The organism is Faecalibacterium duncaniae (genome assembly GCF_010509575.1).
GTDB classification, from domain to species: domain Bacteria; phylum Bacillota; class Clostridia; order Oscillospirales; family Ruminococcaceae; genus Faecalibacterium; species Faecalibacterium duncaniae.
In genome coordinates this window covers 1595009-1612678 of the sequence record NZ_CP048437.1, presented here as the reverse complement: position 1 = coordinate 1612678, position 17670 = coordinate 1595009, and the positions used below count along the sequence as shown (strand labels likewise).

The 17670-nt window shown below is 57.8% G+C and carries 15 protein-coding genes; 10 read left to right on the top strand and 5 right to left on the bottom strand.

Annotation, left to right across the window (positions count from 1 at the left end; translation table 11 throughout):
- The first annotated feature begins 161 nt into the window (after positions 1-161).
- From tig to nrdR, 6 genes are all read left to right on the top strand, one after another.
- The gene (gene tig, locus GXM22_RS07820; RefSeq protein WP_005934342.1) at positions 162-1478 is read left to right on the top strand and encodes a trigger factor; all 1317 of its coding nucleotides are present in this window, start codon (positions 162-164) and stop codon (positions 1476-1478) included.
- 153 nt (positions 1479-1631) lie between these two features.
- Positions 1632-2228, top strand: coding sequence for an ATP-dependent Clp endopeptidase proteolytic subunit ClpP (clpP, locus tag GXM22_RS07815; RefSeq protein ID WP_098922298.1), 597 nt, complete (start codon positions 1632-1634; stop codon positions 2226-2228).
- Between the two features lie 59 nt (positions 2229-2287).
- Complete coding sequence (gene clpX, locus GXM22_RS07810) at positions 2288-3607, top strand: ATP-dependent Clp protease ATP-binding subunit ClpX (protein WP_097771158.1); 1320 nt, start codon at positions 2288-2290, stop codon at positions 3605-3607.
- A gap of 218 nt (positions 3608-3825) precedes the next feature.
- Entirely contained in the window at positions 3826-5109 is a 1284-nt protein-coding gene (locus GXM22_RS07805) for an aspartate aminotransferase type Ic (protein WP_005934338.1), read from the top strand.
- 87 nt (positions 5110-5196) lie between these two features.
- Positions 5197-7542: a protein translocase subunit SecF gene (secF, locus tag GXM22_RS07800; RefSeq protein WP_005934336.1), complete on the top strand. Its 2346-nt coding sequence runs from the start codon at positions 5197-5199 to the stop codon at positions 7540-7542.
- A 48-nt stretch (positions 7543-7590) separates the two neighbouring features.
- Positions 7591-8058 carry a transcriptional regulator NrdR gene (gene nrdR / locus GXM22_RS07795; RefSeq protein WP_005934334.1) on the top strand — a complete coding sequence of 156 codons (468 nt, stop codon included), beginning with the start codon at positions 7591-7593 and terminating at the stop codon, positions 8056-8058.
- A gap of 98 nt (positions 8059-8156) precedes the next feature.
- Here the strand turns inward: nrdR and GXM22_RS07790 are convergent, their stop codons facing one another.
- Complete coding sequence (locus tag GXM22_RS07790; RefSeq protein ID WP_005934332.1) at positions 8157-8525, bottom strand: DUF4363 family protein; 369 nt, start codon at positions 8523-8525, stop codon at positions 8157-8159.
- Entirely contained in the window at positions 8522-9229 is a 708-nt protein-coding gene (locus GXM22_RS07785; protein ID WP_005934330.1) for a DUF421 domain-containing protein, read from the bottom strand. Before GXM22_RS07785 ends, GXM22_RS07790 begins: the two co-directional genes overlap by 4 nt.
- A 68-nt stretch (positions 9230-9297) precedes the next feature.
- On the opposite strand from GXM22_RS07785, the gene GXM22_RS07780 reads away from it, so the two are divergent.
- The 3 genes from GXM22_RS07780 to GXM22_RS07770 are packed head-to-tail and all read left to right on the top strand — an operon-like array spanning position 9298 to position 12562.
- A complete protein-coding gene (locus tag GXM22_RS07780) occupies positions 9298-10752 on the top strand; it encodes a spore germination protein (protein ID WP_005934328.1) in 1455 nt (484 codons plus the stop codon).
- Positions 10753-10754: 2 nt separating this feature from the next.
- Positions 10755-11579 (top strand): hypothetical protein, encoded by an 825-nt coding sequence (locus GXM22_RS07775; protein WP_099357182.1) that lies wholly within the window; start codon positions 10755-10757, stop codon positions 11577-11579.
- Positions 11576-12562, top strand: a complete 987-nt coding sequence (locus tag GXM22_RS07770; RefSeq protein WP_005934323.1) for a hypothetical protein — start codon at positions 11576-11578, stop codon at positions 12560-12562. Before GXM22_RS07775 ends, GXM22_RS07770 begins: the two co-directional genes overlap by 4 nt.
- Here GXM22_RS07770 and GXM22_RS07765 read toward each other — a convergent pair.
- The 3 genes from GXM22_RS07765 to GXM22_RS07755 are packed head-to-tail and all read right to left on the bottom strand — an operon-like array spanning position 12559 to position 16393.
- Positions 12559-13908, bottom strand: a complete 1350-nt coding sequence (locus GXM22_RS07765) for a sensor histidine kinase (protein ID WP_005934322.1) — start codon at positions 13906-13908, stop codon at positions 12559-12561. The genes GXM22_RS07770 and GXM22_RS07765 overlap by 4 nt on opposite strands.
- Positions 13905-14594, bottom strand: a complete 690-nt coding sequence (locus tag GXM22_RS07760) for a response regulator transcription factor (RefSeq protein WP_005934321.1) — start codon at positions 14592-14594, stop codon at positions 13905-13907. Before GXM22_RS07760 ends, GXM22_RS07765 begins: the two co-directional genes overlap by 4 nt.
- Entirely contained in the window at positions 14591-16393 is a 1803-nt protein-coding gene (locus tag GXM22_RS07755; protein ID WP_005934320.1) for a Na/Pi cotransporter family protein, read from the bottom strand. The genes GXM22_RS07760 and GXM22_RS07755 overlap by 4 nt, the downstream gene beginning before the upstream one ends.
- A 328-nt stretch (positions 16394-16721) precedes the next feature.
- Between GXM22_RS07755 and hprK the strand changes: the two genes are divergently transcribed.
- A complete protein-coding gene (gene hprK, locus GXM22_RS07750; protein ID WP_005934318.1) occupies positions 16722-17657 on the top strand; it encodes an HPr(Ser) kinase/phosphatase in 936 nt (311 codons plus the stop codon).
- Positions 17658-17670 lie beyond the last annotated feature (13 nt).

Here is a 17670-nt window from a genome sequence, read left to right as displayed (position 1 = left end):
ACGTGCTATAATAAGTTTTGACGCGATTGTTGCACCCAATTGAGCGCGCGCGTCCCCGCATTTCGCAAACAGAAGATACAGGACGCGGTGCGCGGTTGCAGGAGACAGGGAAGAAAACCTGTCCCCAACGCAATAGAATTTTTGAGTGGAGGATACACAAAATGAATTTCATCAAGTGCGAAAAGCTCGAGAAGAGCATGGCAGAGCTGCAGTTCTCCATCGACGCTGAGGCCTTTAAGGGCGCAGTGGCCGATGTCTTCAAGAAGGAGGGCAAGAAGTACTCCGTGCCCGGCTTCCGCAAGGGCAAGGCTCCCCGTTCTCTGATCGAGAAGATGTACGGCGCTGATGTCTTTACCTATGATGCCATCAATGAGCTGTTCCCCGCTGCTTACGAGGCAGCTGTGAAGGAAGCCGGCATCGAGCCCGTTGGCCGTCCCGAGGTTTCTGTGGATGCTGCCAGCGAGACCGAGGGCGTGACCCTGACCGTCAAGGTCGCTGTGATGCCCGAAGTCAAGGTCGGCAACTACAACGGTCTGACCGTTGAGAAGACTGTCCATACTGTTACCGACGAGGCCGTCGATGCAGAGCTGAAGCGCGTGCAGGAGCGCAACGCCCGTGAGCTGACCCGCGAGGGTGCTGCTGAGAATGGCGATATCGCTGATATCGACTTCGAGGGCTTTGTGGACGGTGTCGCTTTTGAGGGCGGCAAGGCTGAGCACTACAACCTGACCCTGGGCAGCGGCTCTTTCATCCCCGGCTTCGAGGATCAGATCGTTGGCCACTCCGCCGGTGAGGAGTTCGACGTGAACGTCACCTTCCCCGAGGAGTATCAGGCTGCTGAGCTGGCTGGCAAGGCTGCTGTCTTCAAGATCAAGCTGCACGAGGTCAAGTACAAGGAGCTGCCCGCTCTGGATGACGAGCTGGCCAAGGACTGCTCCGAGTACGACACTCTGGAAGAGTTCAAGGAGTCCATCCGCAAGAACAACCAGGAGCAGCTGGACAAGCAGGATGACCTGGCTGTTGAGAACGCTCTGGTCGATCAGGTCATCGAGAGCATGGAGGCTGAGATCCCCCAGGCTATGTACGATACCCGTATGGACGAGATGGTCAATGACTTCGCCTTCCGTGTGGAGCAGCAGGGTCTGCGCCTGGAAGACTACCTGAAGTATATGGGCCAGACCATGGATCAGTTCCGTGCTTCCTTCATGCCTCAGGCTGAGAAGCAGGTTAAGATCCGCCTGGCTCTGGAGGCTGTTGCCGCTGCTGAGAACATCGAGGCTTCCGAGGAGGATGTTTCCGCTGAGATCAAGCGCATCGCTGACCAGTACAAGATGGAAGAGGACAAGGTCCGTGAGCTGGTCAACGTTGACGACCTGAAGAAGGATCTGGCAATCAACAAGGCCATCGACTTCATCAAGAGCCACGCCAACATCGTAGAGAAGGCCGCTGAGGCTGAAAAGACCGAGGACGCTGAATAATCCAGCTGCCAAGGCCGCAATTTGCAGGAAACGCTGTTTGAAGCGTACCCTGTAAACAAAGGTTGTTAAAATTGACCGATACGGCCCTGTTTCTTTTGCCGTATCGGTCAATTTTGCAAATAGAATTATTTTTCGTATCAGGAGGCGAACTTTATGAGTTTTGTTCCTTACGTTGTCGAACAGTCGGCACATGGTGAGCGTTCCTATGATATCTTCTCCCGTCTGCTGAATGACCGCATCATCGTTCTGAGCGAGGATGTCAACGACACCTCCGCAAGCCTTGTGGTGGCGCAGCTGCTGTACCTGGAAGGGCAGGACCCGGACAAGGATATCAGCCTGTATATCAACAGCCCCGGCGGCTCTATCAGCGCAGGCATGGCCATCCACGATACCATGCAGTATATCAAGTGTGATGTCTCCACCATCTGCATGGGCATGGCCGCTTCCATGGGTGCCTTCCTGCTGGCAAGCGGCACCAAGGGCAAGCGCTTTGCCCTGCCTAACTCCGAGATCCTGATCCATCAGCCGCTGATCGGCGGTCAGGGCGGCGGCCTTTCCGGCCAGACCACCGATATCAAGATCCACGCCGAGCACATGGTGTATATCCGCGATAAGATGAACCACATGCTCAGCGAATACACCGGCCAGCCGCTGGAGAAGATCCAGCTGGACACCGAGCGCGACAACTATATGACCGCGCTGGAAGCCAAGGAATACGGCCTGATCGATGAGGTCATCGCCCACCGCTGAAACTGAAAGGCGCGGGGGAGAGCCCTGCGCGCAAAGACCCAGAATAAGGAATAACAGTTATGGCAAACAACAATTCCGGCAAAAATGAAAAAGACCTGGTGTGCAGCTTCTGCGGCAAGCATCAGGACGAAGTGGAACGGATGATCATCGGCCCCGGTGTCAACATCTGCAGCGAGTGCATCGGCCTGTGCCATGATCTGCTCTCGGATCAGCCGGAGCACCCGGAAGCAAACGGCCGCCCGGGCCGCGGCGCAAGCCGTACCCGGATGCAGGCTGTGGATGGTCTGGATATCAATATCCTGACCCCGGCTGAGATCAAGAACGGGCTGGACCAGTATGTCATTGGTCAGGATGAGGCCAAGCGTGTGCTGGCGGTCTCCGTTTACAACCATTATAAGCGCATTCTGAGCGGCAAAGGTGCGGATGTGGAACTGCAGAAGTCCAACGTTCTGCTGTTGGGCCCCTCCGGTGTCGGCAAGACTCTGCTGGCTCAGACCCTGGCCAAGATGCTGGGGGTGCCCTTCGCCATTGCGGATGCCACCACCCTGACCGAGGCGGGCTATGTGGGTGAGGATGTGGAGAACATCCTGCTCAAGCTGCTTCAGGCGGCGGATTTTGATGTGCAGAAGGCACAGGTGGGTATCATCTACATTGATGAGATCGACAAGATCACCCGCAAGAGCGAGAATCCCTCCATCACCCGTGATGTGGGCGGCGAGGGTGTGCAGCAGGCGCTGCTGAAGATCCTGGAGGGCACCGTGAGCAACGTGCCGCCCAACGGCGGCCGCAAGCACCCCCAGCAGGAGTTTATCCAGATCGATACCACCAACATCCTGTTCATCTGCGGCGGTGCCTTTGATGGCCTGGATAAATACATCCTGCGCCGCACTGATCGCTCTGCACTGGGCTTCGGCAGCAGCCTGAAGGACAACTCCGAGGATGCCCAGCGTGCCCTGCTGCGCAAGGTGGAGCCTCACGATCTGGTCAAGTTTGGCCTGATCCCTGAGCTGATCGGCCGTCTGCCGGTCATCACCGTGCTGGATGATCTGGACGAGGACGCACTGGTGCGCGTGCTCAAGGAGCCCCGCAACAGCCTGGTCAAGCAGTACAAGGAACTGCTGAGCATGGACAGTGTAGAGCTGGAGTTCACCGACGAGGCCCTCCACGCGATCGCCCGCAAGACCATTGAGCGCAAGACCGGTGCCCGCGGTCTGCGCAGCGTCATGGAAGGCATCCTGCTGCCTGTCATGTATGATGTGCCCAATGACCCCACCATCATCCGTGTCACCATCGACAAGGACACCGTGGAGGGCGGCGAGGCCCATCTGGAATACGGCGCTGTGCGCAAACGGTATAAGAACCAGACCGCCCTGAGCTGATATCTGCACTCTGCAGACAGCAGGAAAGGGATGCCCTGCCAAATGCTTCGGCTTTGGCGGGGCTTTTTTTGTAATTTGCTTGTTTCGCGCCCGGAGTTGCGGTATAATATTAAAGTCTGGATGACGGTGGTGGGAGAACTCTCTGGCAAGAACTCCTGAAACACCCGGCATCGGATACTGTGGGAAATTGGAAGTACGATAAAGGAGTGTGTTTTTTAATGGCAAACTATCTTGAGATGAATCGTGAGGAGCTCACTGCCGAAAAGGCAAAGCTGAATGAGCAGTACAAAAAGTTTCTGGCCATGAACCTGAAGCTGAACATGGCCCGTGGCAAGCCCGGCCCTCACCAGATGGATCTGGCAATGGGTCTGCTGCAGATGAACGATTACACCACCGACGCAGGCACCGATGCCCGCAACTATGGTGATCTGGAGGGCCTGCACGAGGCTCGCGTCCTGTTTGCAGATGTGTTCGGTGTCAAGCCTGAGGAAGTGTTCGTGGGCGGCAACTCCAGCCTGCAGCTGATGTACAACCTCATCAACATTGGCTATGTGTTCGGCTTCCCGGAGTCTCCCTGCCCCTGGTCTCAGGTGGAAAAGCGCAAGTTCCTCTGCCCGGTGCCCGGCTATGACCGCCACTTTGCCATCACTGAGGAGTACGGCTTTGAGCTGATCAGCGTGCCCATGACCCCCAATGGCCCCGATATGGACATTGTGGAGAAGCTGGTGGCCGAGGATGACACCATCAAGGGCATCTGGTGCGTGCCCCAGTATTCCAACCCGGATGGCTATACTTACAGCGATGAGACCATTGACCGGATGGCCAAGATGAAGACCGCTGCTCCTGATTTCAAGATCTTCTGGGATGAGGCTTACATCGTCCACCACCTGACCGAGGAGATCATCGAGACCCCTGTTCTGTTGAACGAGAGCAAGAAGTACGGCACGGAGAACCGTGTGTTCATGTTCACCTCCACCAGCAAGATCACCTTCCCCGGTGCAGGTGTTTCCGCCATTGCATGCAGCGTGGACTCCATGAAGTATATCTGCAAGCGCTTCTCCGTGATGATCATCAGCTATGATAAGATGAACCAGCTGCGCCATGTCCGCTTCCTGAAGAACAAAGAGGGTGTGTTGGCCCACATGGCAAAGCACCGCCGCCGCCTGATCCCCTGCTTTGATGCGGTCAAGACGGCCTTTTCCGAGGAGCTGACCCCCTGCGGCGACATCGCTCACTGGACGAACCCCAAGGGCGGTTACTTCATCAGCCTGTACGTTATGCCCGGCTGCGCCAAGCGTGTGGCCCAGCTGTGCAAGGAGTGCGGTCTGACCCTGACCGGTGCCGGTTCCGCCTATCCTTACCACAAGGACCCGCAGGATTCCCACCTGCGTATCGCGCCCACCTATCCCAGCCTGGACGAGGTGGAGACCGCATCTGATCTGCTCTGCGTCTGCGTAAAGCTGGCAGTCATCGAAAAGCTGCTGGCCGAAAAGGCAGAGTAAGCGTTTTATTCTGCAAAAAATCTCCTCCGTGCAGAGGTTTTTCTGCGCGGCGGAGGTTTATTATATTTTGGAGGTTTCCTGTTTTTTATGAAGACGAAAGGCAAAGCATGGCAGCTTGTTGTCACAGTGCTCCTGATCGCCGCGTTTGTCTACATGGCATTCTTTGGTGTGGCAGTCAAGTACGGTGATGTGACCAAGACCTACATCAAGGGAGCGCAGGATATCCGCTTTGGCGTGGATATCAAGGGCGGTGTCAACGTAACGTTTGCCCCATCGGACAACTACGACGCCACCGATGATCAGCTGGACGCTGCCCAGCTGGTCATTGAGAATCGTCTGGTCGGCCTGAACGTGACCGACTACGAGCTGTATGTGGATTATGACTCCGACCGCCTGATCCTGGAGTTTCCGTGGCAGTCTGGCGAGACCGATTTTGACCCCGAAGCCGCCATTGAAGAGATCGGTAGCACCGCCTACCTGACCTTCCGCAAGGGGAGCAGTGCAGACGGCGAACTGATCCTGGACGGTTCCATGGTCGAGAGCGCCGCTGCTCAGTACGGCCCGGTGAGCGGCAGTACATCCGAATATTATGTGGCCCTCAAGTTCAACGACGAGGGTGCCAAGGCCTTCGGGGATGCCACCACGGAGCTCTACCAGAGCAGTGGAACCATCAGCATCTGGCTGGATGATCAGAACGTGAGCACGGCAACGGTCAATGCGGCCATCACCGATGGTGCCGCCATCATCACCAGTTCCGCGTCCAATCCCTTCACGCAGGAGGACGTGGTCAAGATGGCCCGCCAGATCAATTCCGGTGCACTGCCTTTTGCCCTGACTGTGGACAGCTATTCCACCGTCAGCCCCAGCCTGGGCGAGAACAGCCTGAGCGCCATGGTGCTGGCCGGACTCATTGCCTATGCCCTCATCGTGGTACTGATGACTCTGCTGTATCGTCTGCCCGGCTTCCTGGCCTGCATTGCACTGGCCGGTCAGGTGGCGGCAACGCTGGCCTTCGTCTCCGGCTATTTCCCGGTGTTTGAGAGCTTTACCCTGACTCTGCCCGGCATCGCAGGTATCATCCTGGCCATTGGTATGGGCGTGGATGCCAATGTCATCACCGCCGAGCGCATCAAGGAGGAGCTGAACAACGGCAAATCTCTGGATGGCGCGCTCAAGAGCGGCTTTGCCCGCGGCCTGACCCCCATCATTGATGGCAACGTGACCATCGTTATTGTGGCGATCGTGCTGATGGGTGCCTTCGGCCCCTCGGACGGCCTGTTCGCCAAGGCCCTGCACTTCGTGTTCTTCGCCTTTGGGCCCTCCACCGCAGGCACCATCTACGCCTTTGGCTACACGCTGCTGACCGGCGTTCTGCTGAACTTTGTGTTCGGCGTGTTTGCCACCCGTGTGATGATCCGCGGTGCAGCCTCCATCAAGGCCCTGCGGAATCCCTGGCTCTATGGTGCTGTCAAGCCCGGCAAGGAAGTCAAGGAAAAGAAGCCCATCGACTTTGTGGGCCTGCGCAAGCGCTTCCTGACCATCTCCACCTGCCTGATGGCGGCCATCATCCTGTGTGCTGCAGTGTTCGGTGTCCGGCTGGATACGGAGTTTACGGGCGGTGCCATGATCACCCTGAGCTATCAGGGTGAGATCAGCACCTCCGAAGTTCAGAAGACCGCCTCCACCGCACTGGAAAACAACGGCCTGACCCTGCAGACCGGCGAGAATGTCGCCACCGGGGAGCAGACCCTGAAGATTTCCATGCCCGGCAACGAGACTGTGACCACCGATCAGGTGGAGAATCTGCTGACCTCCCTGAACGAACAGTACCCGGACAATGCCTTTGCCCAGCTGTCCCTGAGCAATGTCAGCGCTGCCATGGGCACCAAGTTCCTGCAGAAGAGTCTGGTGGCTGTGGTGTTCTCCCTGCTGCTCATCCTGCTGTATATCGGCTTCCGTTTCAAGAAGATCGGCGGCCTGACCGGTGGCCTGATGGCTGTGCTGGCTCTGCTGAACGACCTGATGGTGGTGTTTGGCACCTTTGTGCTGCTGCGCACCCCGCTGGACGGCAACTTTATTGCCGCCATGCTGACCATTCTGGGCTACTCGATCAACGATACGGTTGTGGTCTATGACCGTATCCGCGAGAACCGTGCCCTGATGGGGAAAAAGACCCCGTTCGAGGAGCTGGTCAACCACTCGGTCAACCAGTCTGCCCGCCGTACCATCATCACTACGGTGACCACTGTAATGGCACTGGGTGTGATGTGCGTGGTCTCCAAGCTGTACGGTCTGGACAGCATCTTTACCTTTGCCTTCCCGCTGATGATGGGTATGCTGAGCGGCGTGTATACCTCGCTCTGTGTTTCCACCTCCGCCTGGGTGCTGTGGAACGACCGCAAGAGCAAAAAGGCTGAAACCAAAAAAGCCTGACCGTGTTTTGCCCGACAGGCCAAGAACCAACATCAGGAGGAACGATTTATGAAATGTCCCTATTGCGGCGATGAGGAATCCAAGGTCATCGATTCCCGCCCGACCGAAGACGGTGAGCGGATCCGCCGCCGCCGTGAGTGTCTGCGCTGCCGCATGCGGTTTACGACCTATGAAGTGGTGGAGACCGTCCCGCTGATCGTCATCAAAAAGGATAACTCCCGTGAGCCTTTTGATCGTCAGAAGCTGCTCAACGCAATGCTGCGGGCCTGCGCCAAGCGCCCGGTGAGCTACGATGCACTGGAACGGGCTGTCAGCAGCATTGAGCAAAGCCTGATGAGCTCCTATGACCGCGAGGTGTCCAGTGTGCGCATTGGTGAACTGACCATGCAGGAGCTGAAAAAGATCGATGAAGTGGCCTATGTCCGCTTTGCTTCGGTTTACCAGCAGTTTGCCGATGTCGAGAGCTTTTTCACGGAGCTGAAAAAACTGATGGGCGACCGCAAAGAGAAAAACTAAGGTTCCAGCGTTAAAAGCCAGACTTTTTCGTGAACTTCACGAGAAAGCCTGGCTTTTTGTTGTGCTCACCTCAACTGTTCAGCTCAGTACAAATACCCTCAAAGAATACGATGAGAGAGCCAGGCCAGGGTCTCTACCTGAACCTGCGCCCGGCGCAGTTCCCCGAAGGCTTCCTCGGGCGCATTCAGTTCCAGATGGCCATCGGCAGCACGCAGGGCGGCTTCCAGCTCCGTGAAGTCCTGCGTGCGGAGCAGGTGGTTCATGCCTTCCCGCATGGTGTCGCAGAGCTCGGCTCCTTCGGCCAGTGCCTGCCGCGCACCGGTCAGATCGCTGTTCCGGATATCCTCCATGGCGGTGTCGATGTCATCGGAGATATCCTCGGCGAATTGCTGTACCCGGAAGCTGCTGTAAAAGGCTGCCGCCAGCAGCAGGACTACGATGCCAATGCAGACATAAATACGTTTCATGCCGCCCCCCCTTGCCGGAGCCCCGCCGTTTGACGAGGCTCCTTTTTCAGCAGAAAATAATCCTCGGTATCGTTGCCCGCCAGGATCAGGATCTCTTCCAGAAGCAGGCTGTTGGCCTGTGCGGTGCGTTCCAGCCAGGCAGCATCCTTGCCGCAGATGGTCAGGTTTTCGGCAAGCACCTGCCCGTCCAGCACAAAGGGGATGGTGGCCTGTGCCCGCTGTACCCTTGCCCCAAGGTCGGCGAGGGTAGCCGGTTCCTTTTCCGGGCGCAGAGCCACTGAGAGACTGCCGTTGGTCTCCACGACCGCATAGGAAACATCCCGGGGGTCGAACACATCTTTGCCGCGCAGCGCCTCCATCAGATCGGCGGCAGTCAGCCGCAGGGTGCGCAGGGCGTTCTGATCGATCTCACCATTCAGGATGACGGTTTTGGGCCGCCCGGACATCAGGTTGAAAAAGCGCTGACTTCTGAAGCTGAGGATTGATCCCAGCAGCTCCAGCGCTGCAATGAGAAAGAGGGGAATCAGACTGGCTGTGACCGGCACTTCTTCAGATTCAATGGAGATGGAAGCAAGATTGGAGATGAGGATGGTGGACACCAGTTCCTCAGGCTGCAGTTCCCCCAACTGACGTTTGCCCATCAGCCGCATGGCAAACAGGACGCAGAGATAGATCAGGATGGTACGGAAGATCAAGAGTTTCAAACCGGAACACCTCCCAGCGTATAACCGCCGCCCCGGCGGACAAGCTACCAGAAAGGGGGGGCGGCAAAATGGAACAGCTTTCCAGCCATCTGGCGGCAAACCTTGCGGAGCTTAACGCTAGGTTTGGCCGATCGGCAGATTTTTATGCGAAGGAGCTTGAGCTTTACCACTGCAAAGGAGCCATCGTTCTGTTTGATGGGATGGCCAGCCTGAAAGGGCTGTGGCAGCTGCTGCTGGATGCCGCCAGCCGCCGCACACCGCCCGGCCCGGCAGAACAGCTGACCGGGGAACAGGTGTTTGCGCTGTTGTTTGAGCACTCCGCACTGCCCGCAGAGCCTGCCCCTGTGGAGAACTGGGATGCCCTGATCCAGCGGCTGACGGCGGGCATGGCAGTGCTTTTGCTGGACGGATGCGCAAAAGGTATTGCCTTTTCGGTGCAGAGCCTGAACGCCCGCTCGGTGGATGAACCGGCAGGGGAGGGGAATCTCAGCGGCTCCCGGGAAGGCTTTGCGGATCTGCTCCGGGTGAATACCAGCCTGCTGCGGCGGTGCTTCCGCAATGATGCTCTGGTCATTGAGATCAATCAAGCCGATTGTGAGATGAAAACGGAGTATGCTCTCTGTTACTGCCGGGATACGGCAGACCCAAAAGCAGTGCAAAAGGTGCGGCAGACTTTACAGCGGGCCAGGCCGCAGCTGCTTTTGGATTCCAGCTACTTTGTGCCATGGCTCTTTCCCTGTAAGATCCGCACATTTGCTCCTGTGCGCTATACCGAACGGCCTATTGTGGCAGCGGCAAAGCTGCGAGAGGGGAAATTCGTCATTCTGGTCAATGGCAGCCCCTCAGCGCTGATCCTGCCCACCCTGTTCTGCGAAAACTTTGAATGCCTGGATGACTATGCAGGAACGGCCTATTTTGCATCCTTTCTGCGGGTGCTGAAATATATCTCGTTCTATCTGAGCATTTTCCTACCGGGCGTGTTCGTCTGCTGGGCAGTCTACCTGCCAGAACTCCTGCCGCCCCAGCTGCTGTTCAAAATCGAGGCCGCCGAGCAGGCAACGCCGCTGCCGCTGTTTGGGGAAATGCTTCTGGTGATCCTGATGTTGGAGATCATCCGAGAGGCTGGCCTGCGGATGCCCCAGACCCTGGGGCACTCTGTCAGCCTGATCGCTGCCCTCATCATCGGGGATGCCGCCATTGCCGCCGGACTGATGAGCACACCGGTCATCCTGACCGCTGCTGCCGCGTCCATTGCGGTGTTCGTCACGCCATCGCTGTATGAGGTGGCAACCGTTCTGCGGCTGGTGGTGCTGCTGGCAGCAGGGGTGGCTGGCCCGGTGGGACTTGCCGCCTGCGCACTGGGCGTGTTATTCGGGCTGACCCGGGTCTCGGCGCTGGGTGTGCCCTACCTGCGGGATGCCGTATTTCCCGAGGTGCCGCTCTCGCCGGACGGAGTGACCCGGCGCAGCTACCCAAAACTTTCCCGGCAGCCCTTTACCATTTGGCAAAAACGAGGTGGTTGAAGTTGGAACGATCCTGTTTCTCTGAAAAAACACTGACTCTGAGTGTGCTCACAGCAGAGTTCGCTCTGTGCGTGTTACAGACGGGTGCGCCTGTAACAGCCCGCAGTTTTCTGCTGCGCGGCCTGCCCATGACACTGGCGCTGGTTCTGATCACCGCCCTGACAGCCGGGGCAGAACAGCGTGCAGACAGTTTTTTGGGTACAGACTTGCGTTCCCGGATAGTCTGCGGCGGGCTGGGACTCTGGTTTGTCTGGGAGGCTGTGAAGACCTTCCGTCAGGCGCAGGAGCTTTGCTGGGAGAATTTTTCTTCCATGGCCATGCTGGGGCTTCTCCCGCTGCTGCTCTGGGCAGGATGGAAGCTGGAACCTTCGGTACTGGTCCGCTGTGCGCCGATCCTGTGCTGGGCGGCGGCGCTGGCGGGTTTGCTCTGCCTGCTGGGGCTGAATGGCCAGTTCCACTGGGAAAGTCTGATGATGCAAGCTGATGCTCAACCGATTATCCTGCCCCTGTATCCGGAATACTTCGCCCTACCGCTGTTCTGCCCGGCAAAGCAGGTGCGGTGCGCTGTCTGGCTTCCGGTGAAAGTTTTTATATTGGCTGGCAGCTTTGCACTCTGCATGGAACTGGTGTTTGGGGCAGGGAATGCCCTGCCCGGTATCGAGCTTTTGCGGGCGGGCAGGCTGGGCAGCATCTCCCGGTTTGATGCCCTTGTGCTGCTGGTCTGGTTGGCAGCGGCAATGTTCCGGTTTTGCGTGCTGGTGCAGGTGGTGCGTCAATTGGCCGGGCGGCTGTGGGGCAGGGCTACGCCTGCGGAGGAAAACGCATGACGGGCCAACAGCGTGCCCTCCGGTGGCTGGCGGCAGGGGTGCTGGTGTTCTGGTGCGGGGTATTTTTGCGGGCAGAGAATACCGAGAAAAGCATGGTGCGTGCCTTGATTCTTACCCCGCCCACGGTGGCGGTGCAGAGTTGGATGGTGAGCCTGCTCTACCAGTTTCCGGAAGCCGCCGCCGATGCCTCTGATGCCGCCGCAAAGGTACAGCTCTGCACCGGGCAGGGAAACACCCTGCAAACGGCTCTGACTGAAGCCGAGCGCGGCCTGCCCCGTAAAGCAAGCTACCGGCTGTGCGAGTATCTGCTTTTGAATGCCGAAACAACTTTAAAAACCATTCGACAGGCGGAGACCGTGTTGAAAGAGGAGCCGGTGCAGGGCTTGTCTGCCCGGGTCCTCTGCATGGATCTTTCCGGAGAAGAACTGGCCGCAGCAGACGGAGAAAACGAACTGTTCCCGGAACAGCTTTTGCAGGCCGTGAAGGAAGCCGCACCGCAGGCTCCGCGTCTATACGAGAGCCGGAACGCTCTTTTGGCCCCGGTGCTTATCCTGACGGATGGTGCCATTGAGAATGCGGAGGAAATGCTTCTGCTCACCGAAACAGGGAACACCCGGCTCACCCCGGCAGAGAGCCAGATGGCACAATTGCTGCTGGGTCAGAGCGGAGAACACACTTTTCCGCTGGGCAGCGGGCAGGTGACGTTCCGGCGCTGTGTGGTATCGGTGGAAGCCGAAGAAGATGGCTTTGCCGTGACCCTGACCGGCCAGCGCAGGGCGGGCACCGCTCTGCCCACAGCAGCACAGTGTGCGGCGCTGGAGCTGCTCTGCGTGCAGACCGTTCAGCGCTGCTGGGAAAACGGGTATGATCTGCTCTCTCTGGGAGCAGTCCGGGCGCTGAAGCAGGGAACAGGGCGAGAAGTGCTGACAACAAAAAACGCCTGCCCGCAGGTGCAGGCAGACGTGAGCTTTCTGCAGTTTTAGTGGGCGGTCTCAAAAACGACGGTGATGGTGGTGCCAACGTTCACTTCGCTTTCCAACTTGATGCGGGCGTTGTGGATGCGGGCAATGTGTTTGACAATTGCCAGCCCCAGACCGGTGCCGCCGGTGGCCTTGCTCCGGCTCTTATCCACCCGGTAGAAGCGTTCGAACACGCTGGATTGCGCGTCTTTCGGGATACCGATGCCGTTATCCTTGACGGTCAGGGTACAATGGCCGTCCCGGGTGCAGGAGGTGATGAGCTGAACCTTGCCGCCGGGTCGATTGTAGCGGATGGCGTTGTCGCATAGGTTCTGGCACAGCTCATCCAGCTGATCCCGGTTGCCAAGCACTCTGGCACTCTCGCCCAGATAGGTCAGGGAGATGAAGGAGCGCTGCGCGTTCAGTTTCTGACGTTCCACACAATCCTTGGCCACGTCCAGCAGATCGACCGTTTCCATGTCGGGCTGTGCATGGGTCTCGCTGACGCTGTCCAGGTGCGACAGCTGCAGGATGTCGTTCACCAGCTGGATCATCCGGCTGGCTTCTACATGGATCTTCCGGCCAAACTCGGGCACATCGGCGGGTTTGGCAATGCCGGTCTCAATGAGTTCCGCATAGCCGGAAATACTGGTCAGCGGCGTTTTCAGCTCGTGGCTGACATTGGCCGTGAAATCCTGCCGCATTTTCTCGTTGTTTTCCCGGAGCAGCCGATCAGAATGGATGCTCTCAGCAAAGGGGATGAGTTCCCGGTAGGGAACGTTTTCCTGAATGTGCTCAAGGTCATCCGTCATTTTCAGAATGGGCTGGACAAGACTGCGGGTCAGCAGCCCGGCAATCAGCGCTGCGGCACCCATCATCAGGATGCAGCTCAGGATGATGGCGGGCAGGGCCGCGTCGTAGATTGACCAGATGGTCTCAGAATCCTGGGCCACACGCAGGATATCGCCGCCGGGCAGCAGCATGGCGTAATAGTAGGTCTCGTACCCCATGGTCTGGGAATCGCGGCAGTTACGGCCTACACCCTCCCGCATGGCCTGCTGGATCTCCGGGCGGGACAGATGGTTTTCCATCTGCTGGTCAGTGGCGGATTCGAACACCACACTGCCATCTGCTGCGATCAGGGTAATGCGCAGGTCTCCGTTGACGAACACGGAGAGCTGATCCGGAGAGGAAAGCTGCTCGTATCCGGCGGAAACCAGATCAGCCTGATGCTCCAGCGAGGTCCACGCCTGTTCCCGGAACGCTTTGTGAAAGACGAAGAGACAGAGCACGGCGGTGCAGACCAGACCGACGAAGCCCATGAAAAACAGCCGGTAACTGATTTTTTCTTCCATGCTCTGCGGTTTCATTCTTCCTCGCCCTCCTCATTGTCGGCCAGCTTGTAGCCGACCTTGCGCACGGTACAGATATATCTGCCCGCGTCCCCCAGCTTTTTGCGCAGGGTGCGGATGTGCATATCCACGGTGCGGCTTTCAACAGAAATATCGGTGCCCCATACCACCTGCAGAATGGTCTCGCGGGTCACGACAAGGTTCGTGTTTTCCAGCAGCAGGCGCAGCAGACTGTATTCCTTGTAAGTCAGGTCAATATGGGTGCCGTTCACAGTCACGCTGTGGCGGGCGTTGTCCAGCAGGATCTCATGGAAGGCATAAACATTCTGCTTTTCCTCGGGGGCAGAGCGGCGCAGGGCGGCCCGCACCCGGCTCAGAAATTCCATGATGCCAAAAGGCTTAGTGATGTAATCATCTGCACCGCAGTCCAGCCCGCGCACGGTATCCAGCTCGCTGGATTTTGCTGTGACCATGATGATGGGCAGGCGGCGCAGAGCAGGGGTATTGCGGAGCTTTTTCAGGATGGAAAAACCGTCCTCACCGGGCAGCATCACATCCAGAATGACCAGCTCAGGCTCCGCGGCGCGCATGGCCTGCCAGAAAGGCTCAGAGGTTTCAAAGCTCTGTACTCCGTATCCGCTGGATTGCAGTGCATATTGCTCCAGCTCGCGGATGGCGGCATCGTCTTCTACAATGTAGATCATTTGTTGGATTCCTCCTTTGCGGCTGCGGGTGCAGTGTCGCTGTCAGGGAAGAGATAGCGCTCACGGTAACGATCCAGACGGCGCTGGAACTGTTCACTTTCCTTGGTCTCGTTGCCGTAGCGCAGGTCGTTCAGATAAGCGTGGGTATCAAAGCTGTCCTGTGCCACCTCGATCTGGGCAACAGCCACATTGCTGCAGTGGTCGCAGACACGCTCGTAGTTGGTCAGCAGATCTTCCAGAACAAAACCATATTCAATGGAACAGCTGCCGGTCTGCAGGCGGGCCACATGGCGGGCCTTGATGGCACGCACCAGTTCATCCACAACGGTCTCCAGCGGCTCGACCTTGCCGGCCAGATGCAGATCGCCTTTGCGGAATGCATCGGTGGTGCGGCTCAGCACATCCTGCACGGCCCCCTCCAGCACCTGCAGTTCCTCCTGTGCATCCTTGGAAAACTCAATGCTCTTGGCGTGGATCTCTTCGGCGGAGCTCAGAACATTTACAGAGTGATCGCTGATGCGCTCAAAATCGCTGATGGTGTGGAGCAGAGTGTTCACACTCTGGCTGTCGGCATGGCTCATTTCACGGCTGGACAGCTTGACGAGATAGGTGCCCAGTGCATCCTCATATTTGTCCACCTTTTCCTCTTCCTCCCGCACCTTCTGGGCAAGGGAATCGTCCCACTTGTGGGTCAGGCTCATGGCCTGCACCACGCCCACACGGGCCAGCTCGGCCATGTCTGCAGTGGCGGCGCGGGCACGCTCCACAGCCACGGCGGGAGTGTTCAGCAGGCGCTCATCCAGCAGAGCAAAGCTCTCTTTTTCGGCATCGTCCGGAATGGTGAGGATGGCCAACTTTTCCAGCCCATTTGCAAAGGGCAGCAGAACAGCGGTGGCCGTTAGGTTGAAGATGGAGTGGACCACGGCAATGCCCCAGGCAGTGACTGTCTCATTGACAAAGGCAAAGTCAAGCAGCAGGTTTGCACCATAGAAAATAGCCAGGAACAGGGTGACACCGATGATGTTAAAGTACAGGTGCACCATGGCGGCGCGGCGGGCATTCTTGTTGGCACCCACAGAGGAGATCAGCGCGGTGACGCAGGTGCCGATGTTCTGGCCCATGATGATGGGGATGGCACTGCCGTAGGTGATGACACCGGTGGCGCTCAGTGCCTGCAGGATACCAACGCTGGCACTGGAGCTCTGGATGATGCCGGTGACAACGGCCCCCACCAGAACGCCCAGCAGAGGATTGGAGAAGCGGATAAACAAGCTGGTGAACCACGCCTCGTTCTGCAGGGGAAGCACAGCATTGGACATGGTGGTCATACCGGTCATCAGCACAGCAAAGCCGATCAGAATGGTGCCAACACCCTTGCGCTTTTCGCTTTTGCCCATGTACAGAAGGATGCCGATAAAGGCCAGCACCGGGCTGAAGGAGGTGGGCTTGAGCATATTGATCAGGAAGCTGTCGCCCTGCAGGCCGGAAAGGCTCAGAATCCAGCTGGTGACCGTGGTGCCCACATTGCTGCCCATGATAACGCCGATGGCCTGATGCAGCTCCATGATGCCGCTGTTGACAAAGCCGACCACCATAACGGTGGTGGCGCTGGAGCTCTGGATCACGGCAGTGACGCACAGACCCAGGAAAAAGCCCTTGAGCGGGTTGTCAGTCAGTTTGCTCAGGACCTTTTGCAGCTGGCCGCCGGCCTGCTTTTCCAGCGCCTTGCCCATGATGTCCATACCGAACAGGAACAAGGCCAGGCCGCCCAGCAGGGAAAATACATTAAAAACAGTCATTTGAAGTTCCTCGCTTTGTTTGACACGTTTATTTGACGGAATGTTCTCCTATTTATGAGTATAGAGCCTGAATGTAAAATCGGAAATCCAGAGAATGTAAAAAGCGTGTAAAGTGAATGACTGTTTCCCGGTGCAGGGATGTACCATCTCTATTATAAAGGGATATGAGGGAGGATGCAACGGGATGCAGGCTCCAGAATGAAGATTTTCCGGCAGAATCATTGTAATCCGAAACCATCTCGTTTATAATAAGGGAAAGAAAAAGCGTGCCCCGCACCCGGTGTGCTGCCGGGCAGGGAGAGGAAACATTTGTGCAGGAGGAAGAACGATGGCGAATTTCAATGTTTCGCTGAAGAAGCTGACGGAAAAGGTCAGTCTGGATGTGGTCTACACCCCGAAAGGGCTGGAAGAGATCAATGTCGAGATTGCGGAGGTCAACCGCCCGGGCCTGTTCCTTGCCGGATACTATGATTACTTTGATAAGCTCCGGCTGCAGATCCTGGGTCTGGCCGAGATGAACTTTCTTTCTGGTCTTTCTGCCGAGAAGCGGTACGAGCGGCTGGACCAGCTGTTCGGCCAGCAGCCTCCGGCTGTCATCGTCTGCCGCAGTGAGGAACTGGAACCATTTCCCGAGATGCTGGAACTGGCTCAGAAGCACGGGGTGGCCCTGCTCCGCTCCAACGAGATGACCTGCACCCTGATGGGCAGTCTGATCAGCGTGCTGAATCTGGAGCTGGCACCCCGCATCACACGCCACGGCGTGCTGGTGGAGGTGTATGGTGAAGGGATCCTGATCCTGGGCGACAGCGGCATCGGCAAGAGTGAGCTGGCCATTGAGCTGGTCAAGCGCGGCCACCGTCTGGTGGCGGATGACGCGGTGGAGCTGCGCAAGGTCTCCAACCGCCAGATCATGGGCACAGCTCCGGAGAACATCCGCCATTTTATCGAGCTGCGCGGCATCGGCATCGTCAATGTGGCCCGTGTGTTCGGCGTGGGTGCGGTCAAGGAGAGCGAGAGCCTGGATCTTGTGGTCCAGCTGGAAGCATGGGACCCCACCAAGAACTATCAGCGCACCGGACTGGAGAGCGAATATTACGAGATTTTGGGCGTGAACATCCCCAGCACCAGCATCCCGGTCTCCCCGGGACGCAACCTGGCCGTTGTGCTGGAAACCGCCGCCATCAACAACCGCCAGAAGCGGATGGGCTATAATGCCGCCAAGGAGCTGCTGATCCGTCTGGGTCTGGACGGCACCGTTGAATGAAGATTACAGATAA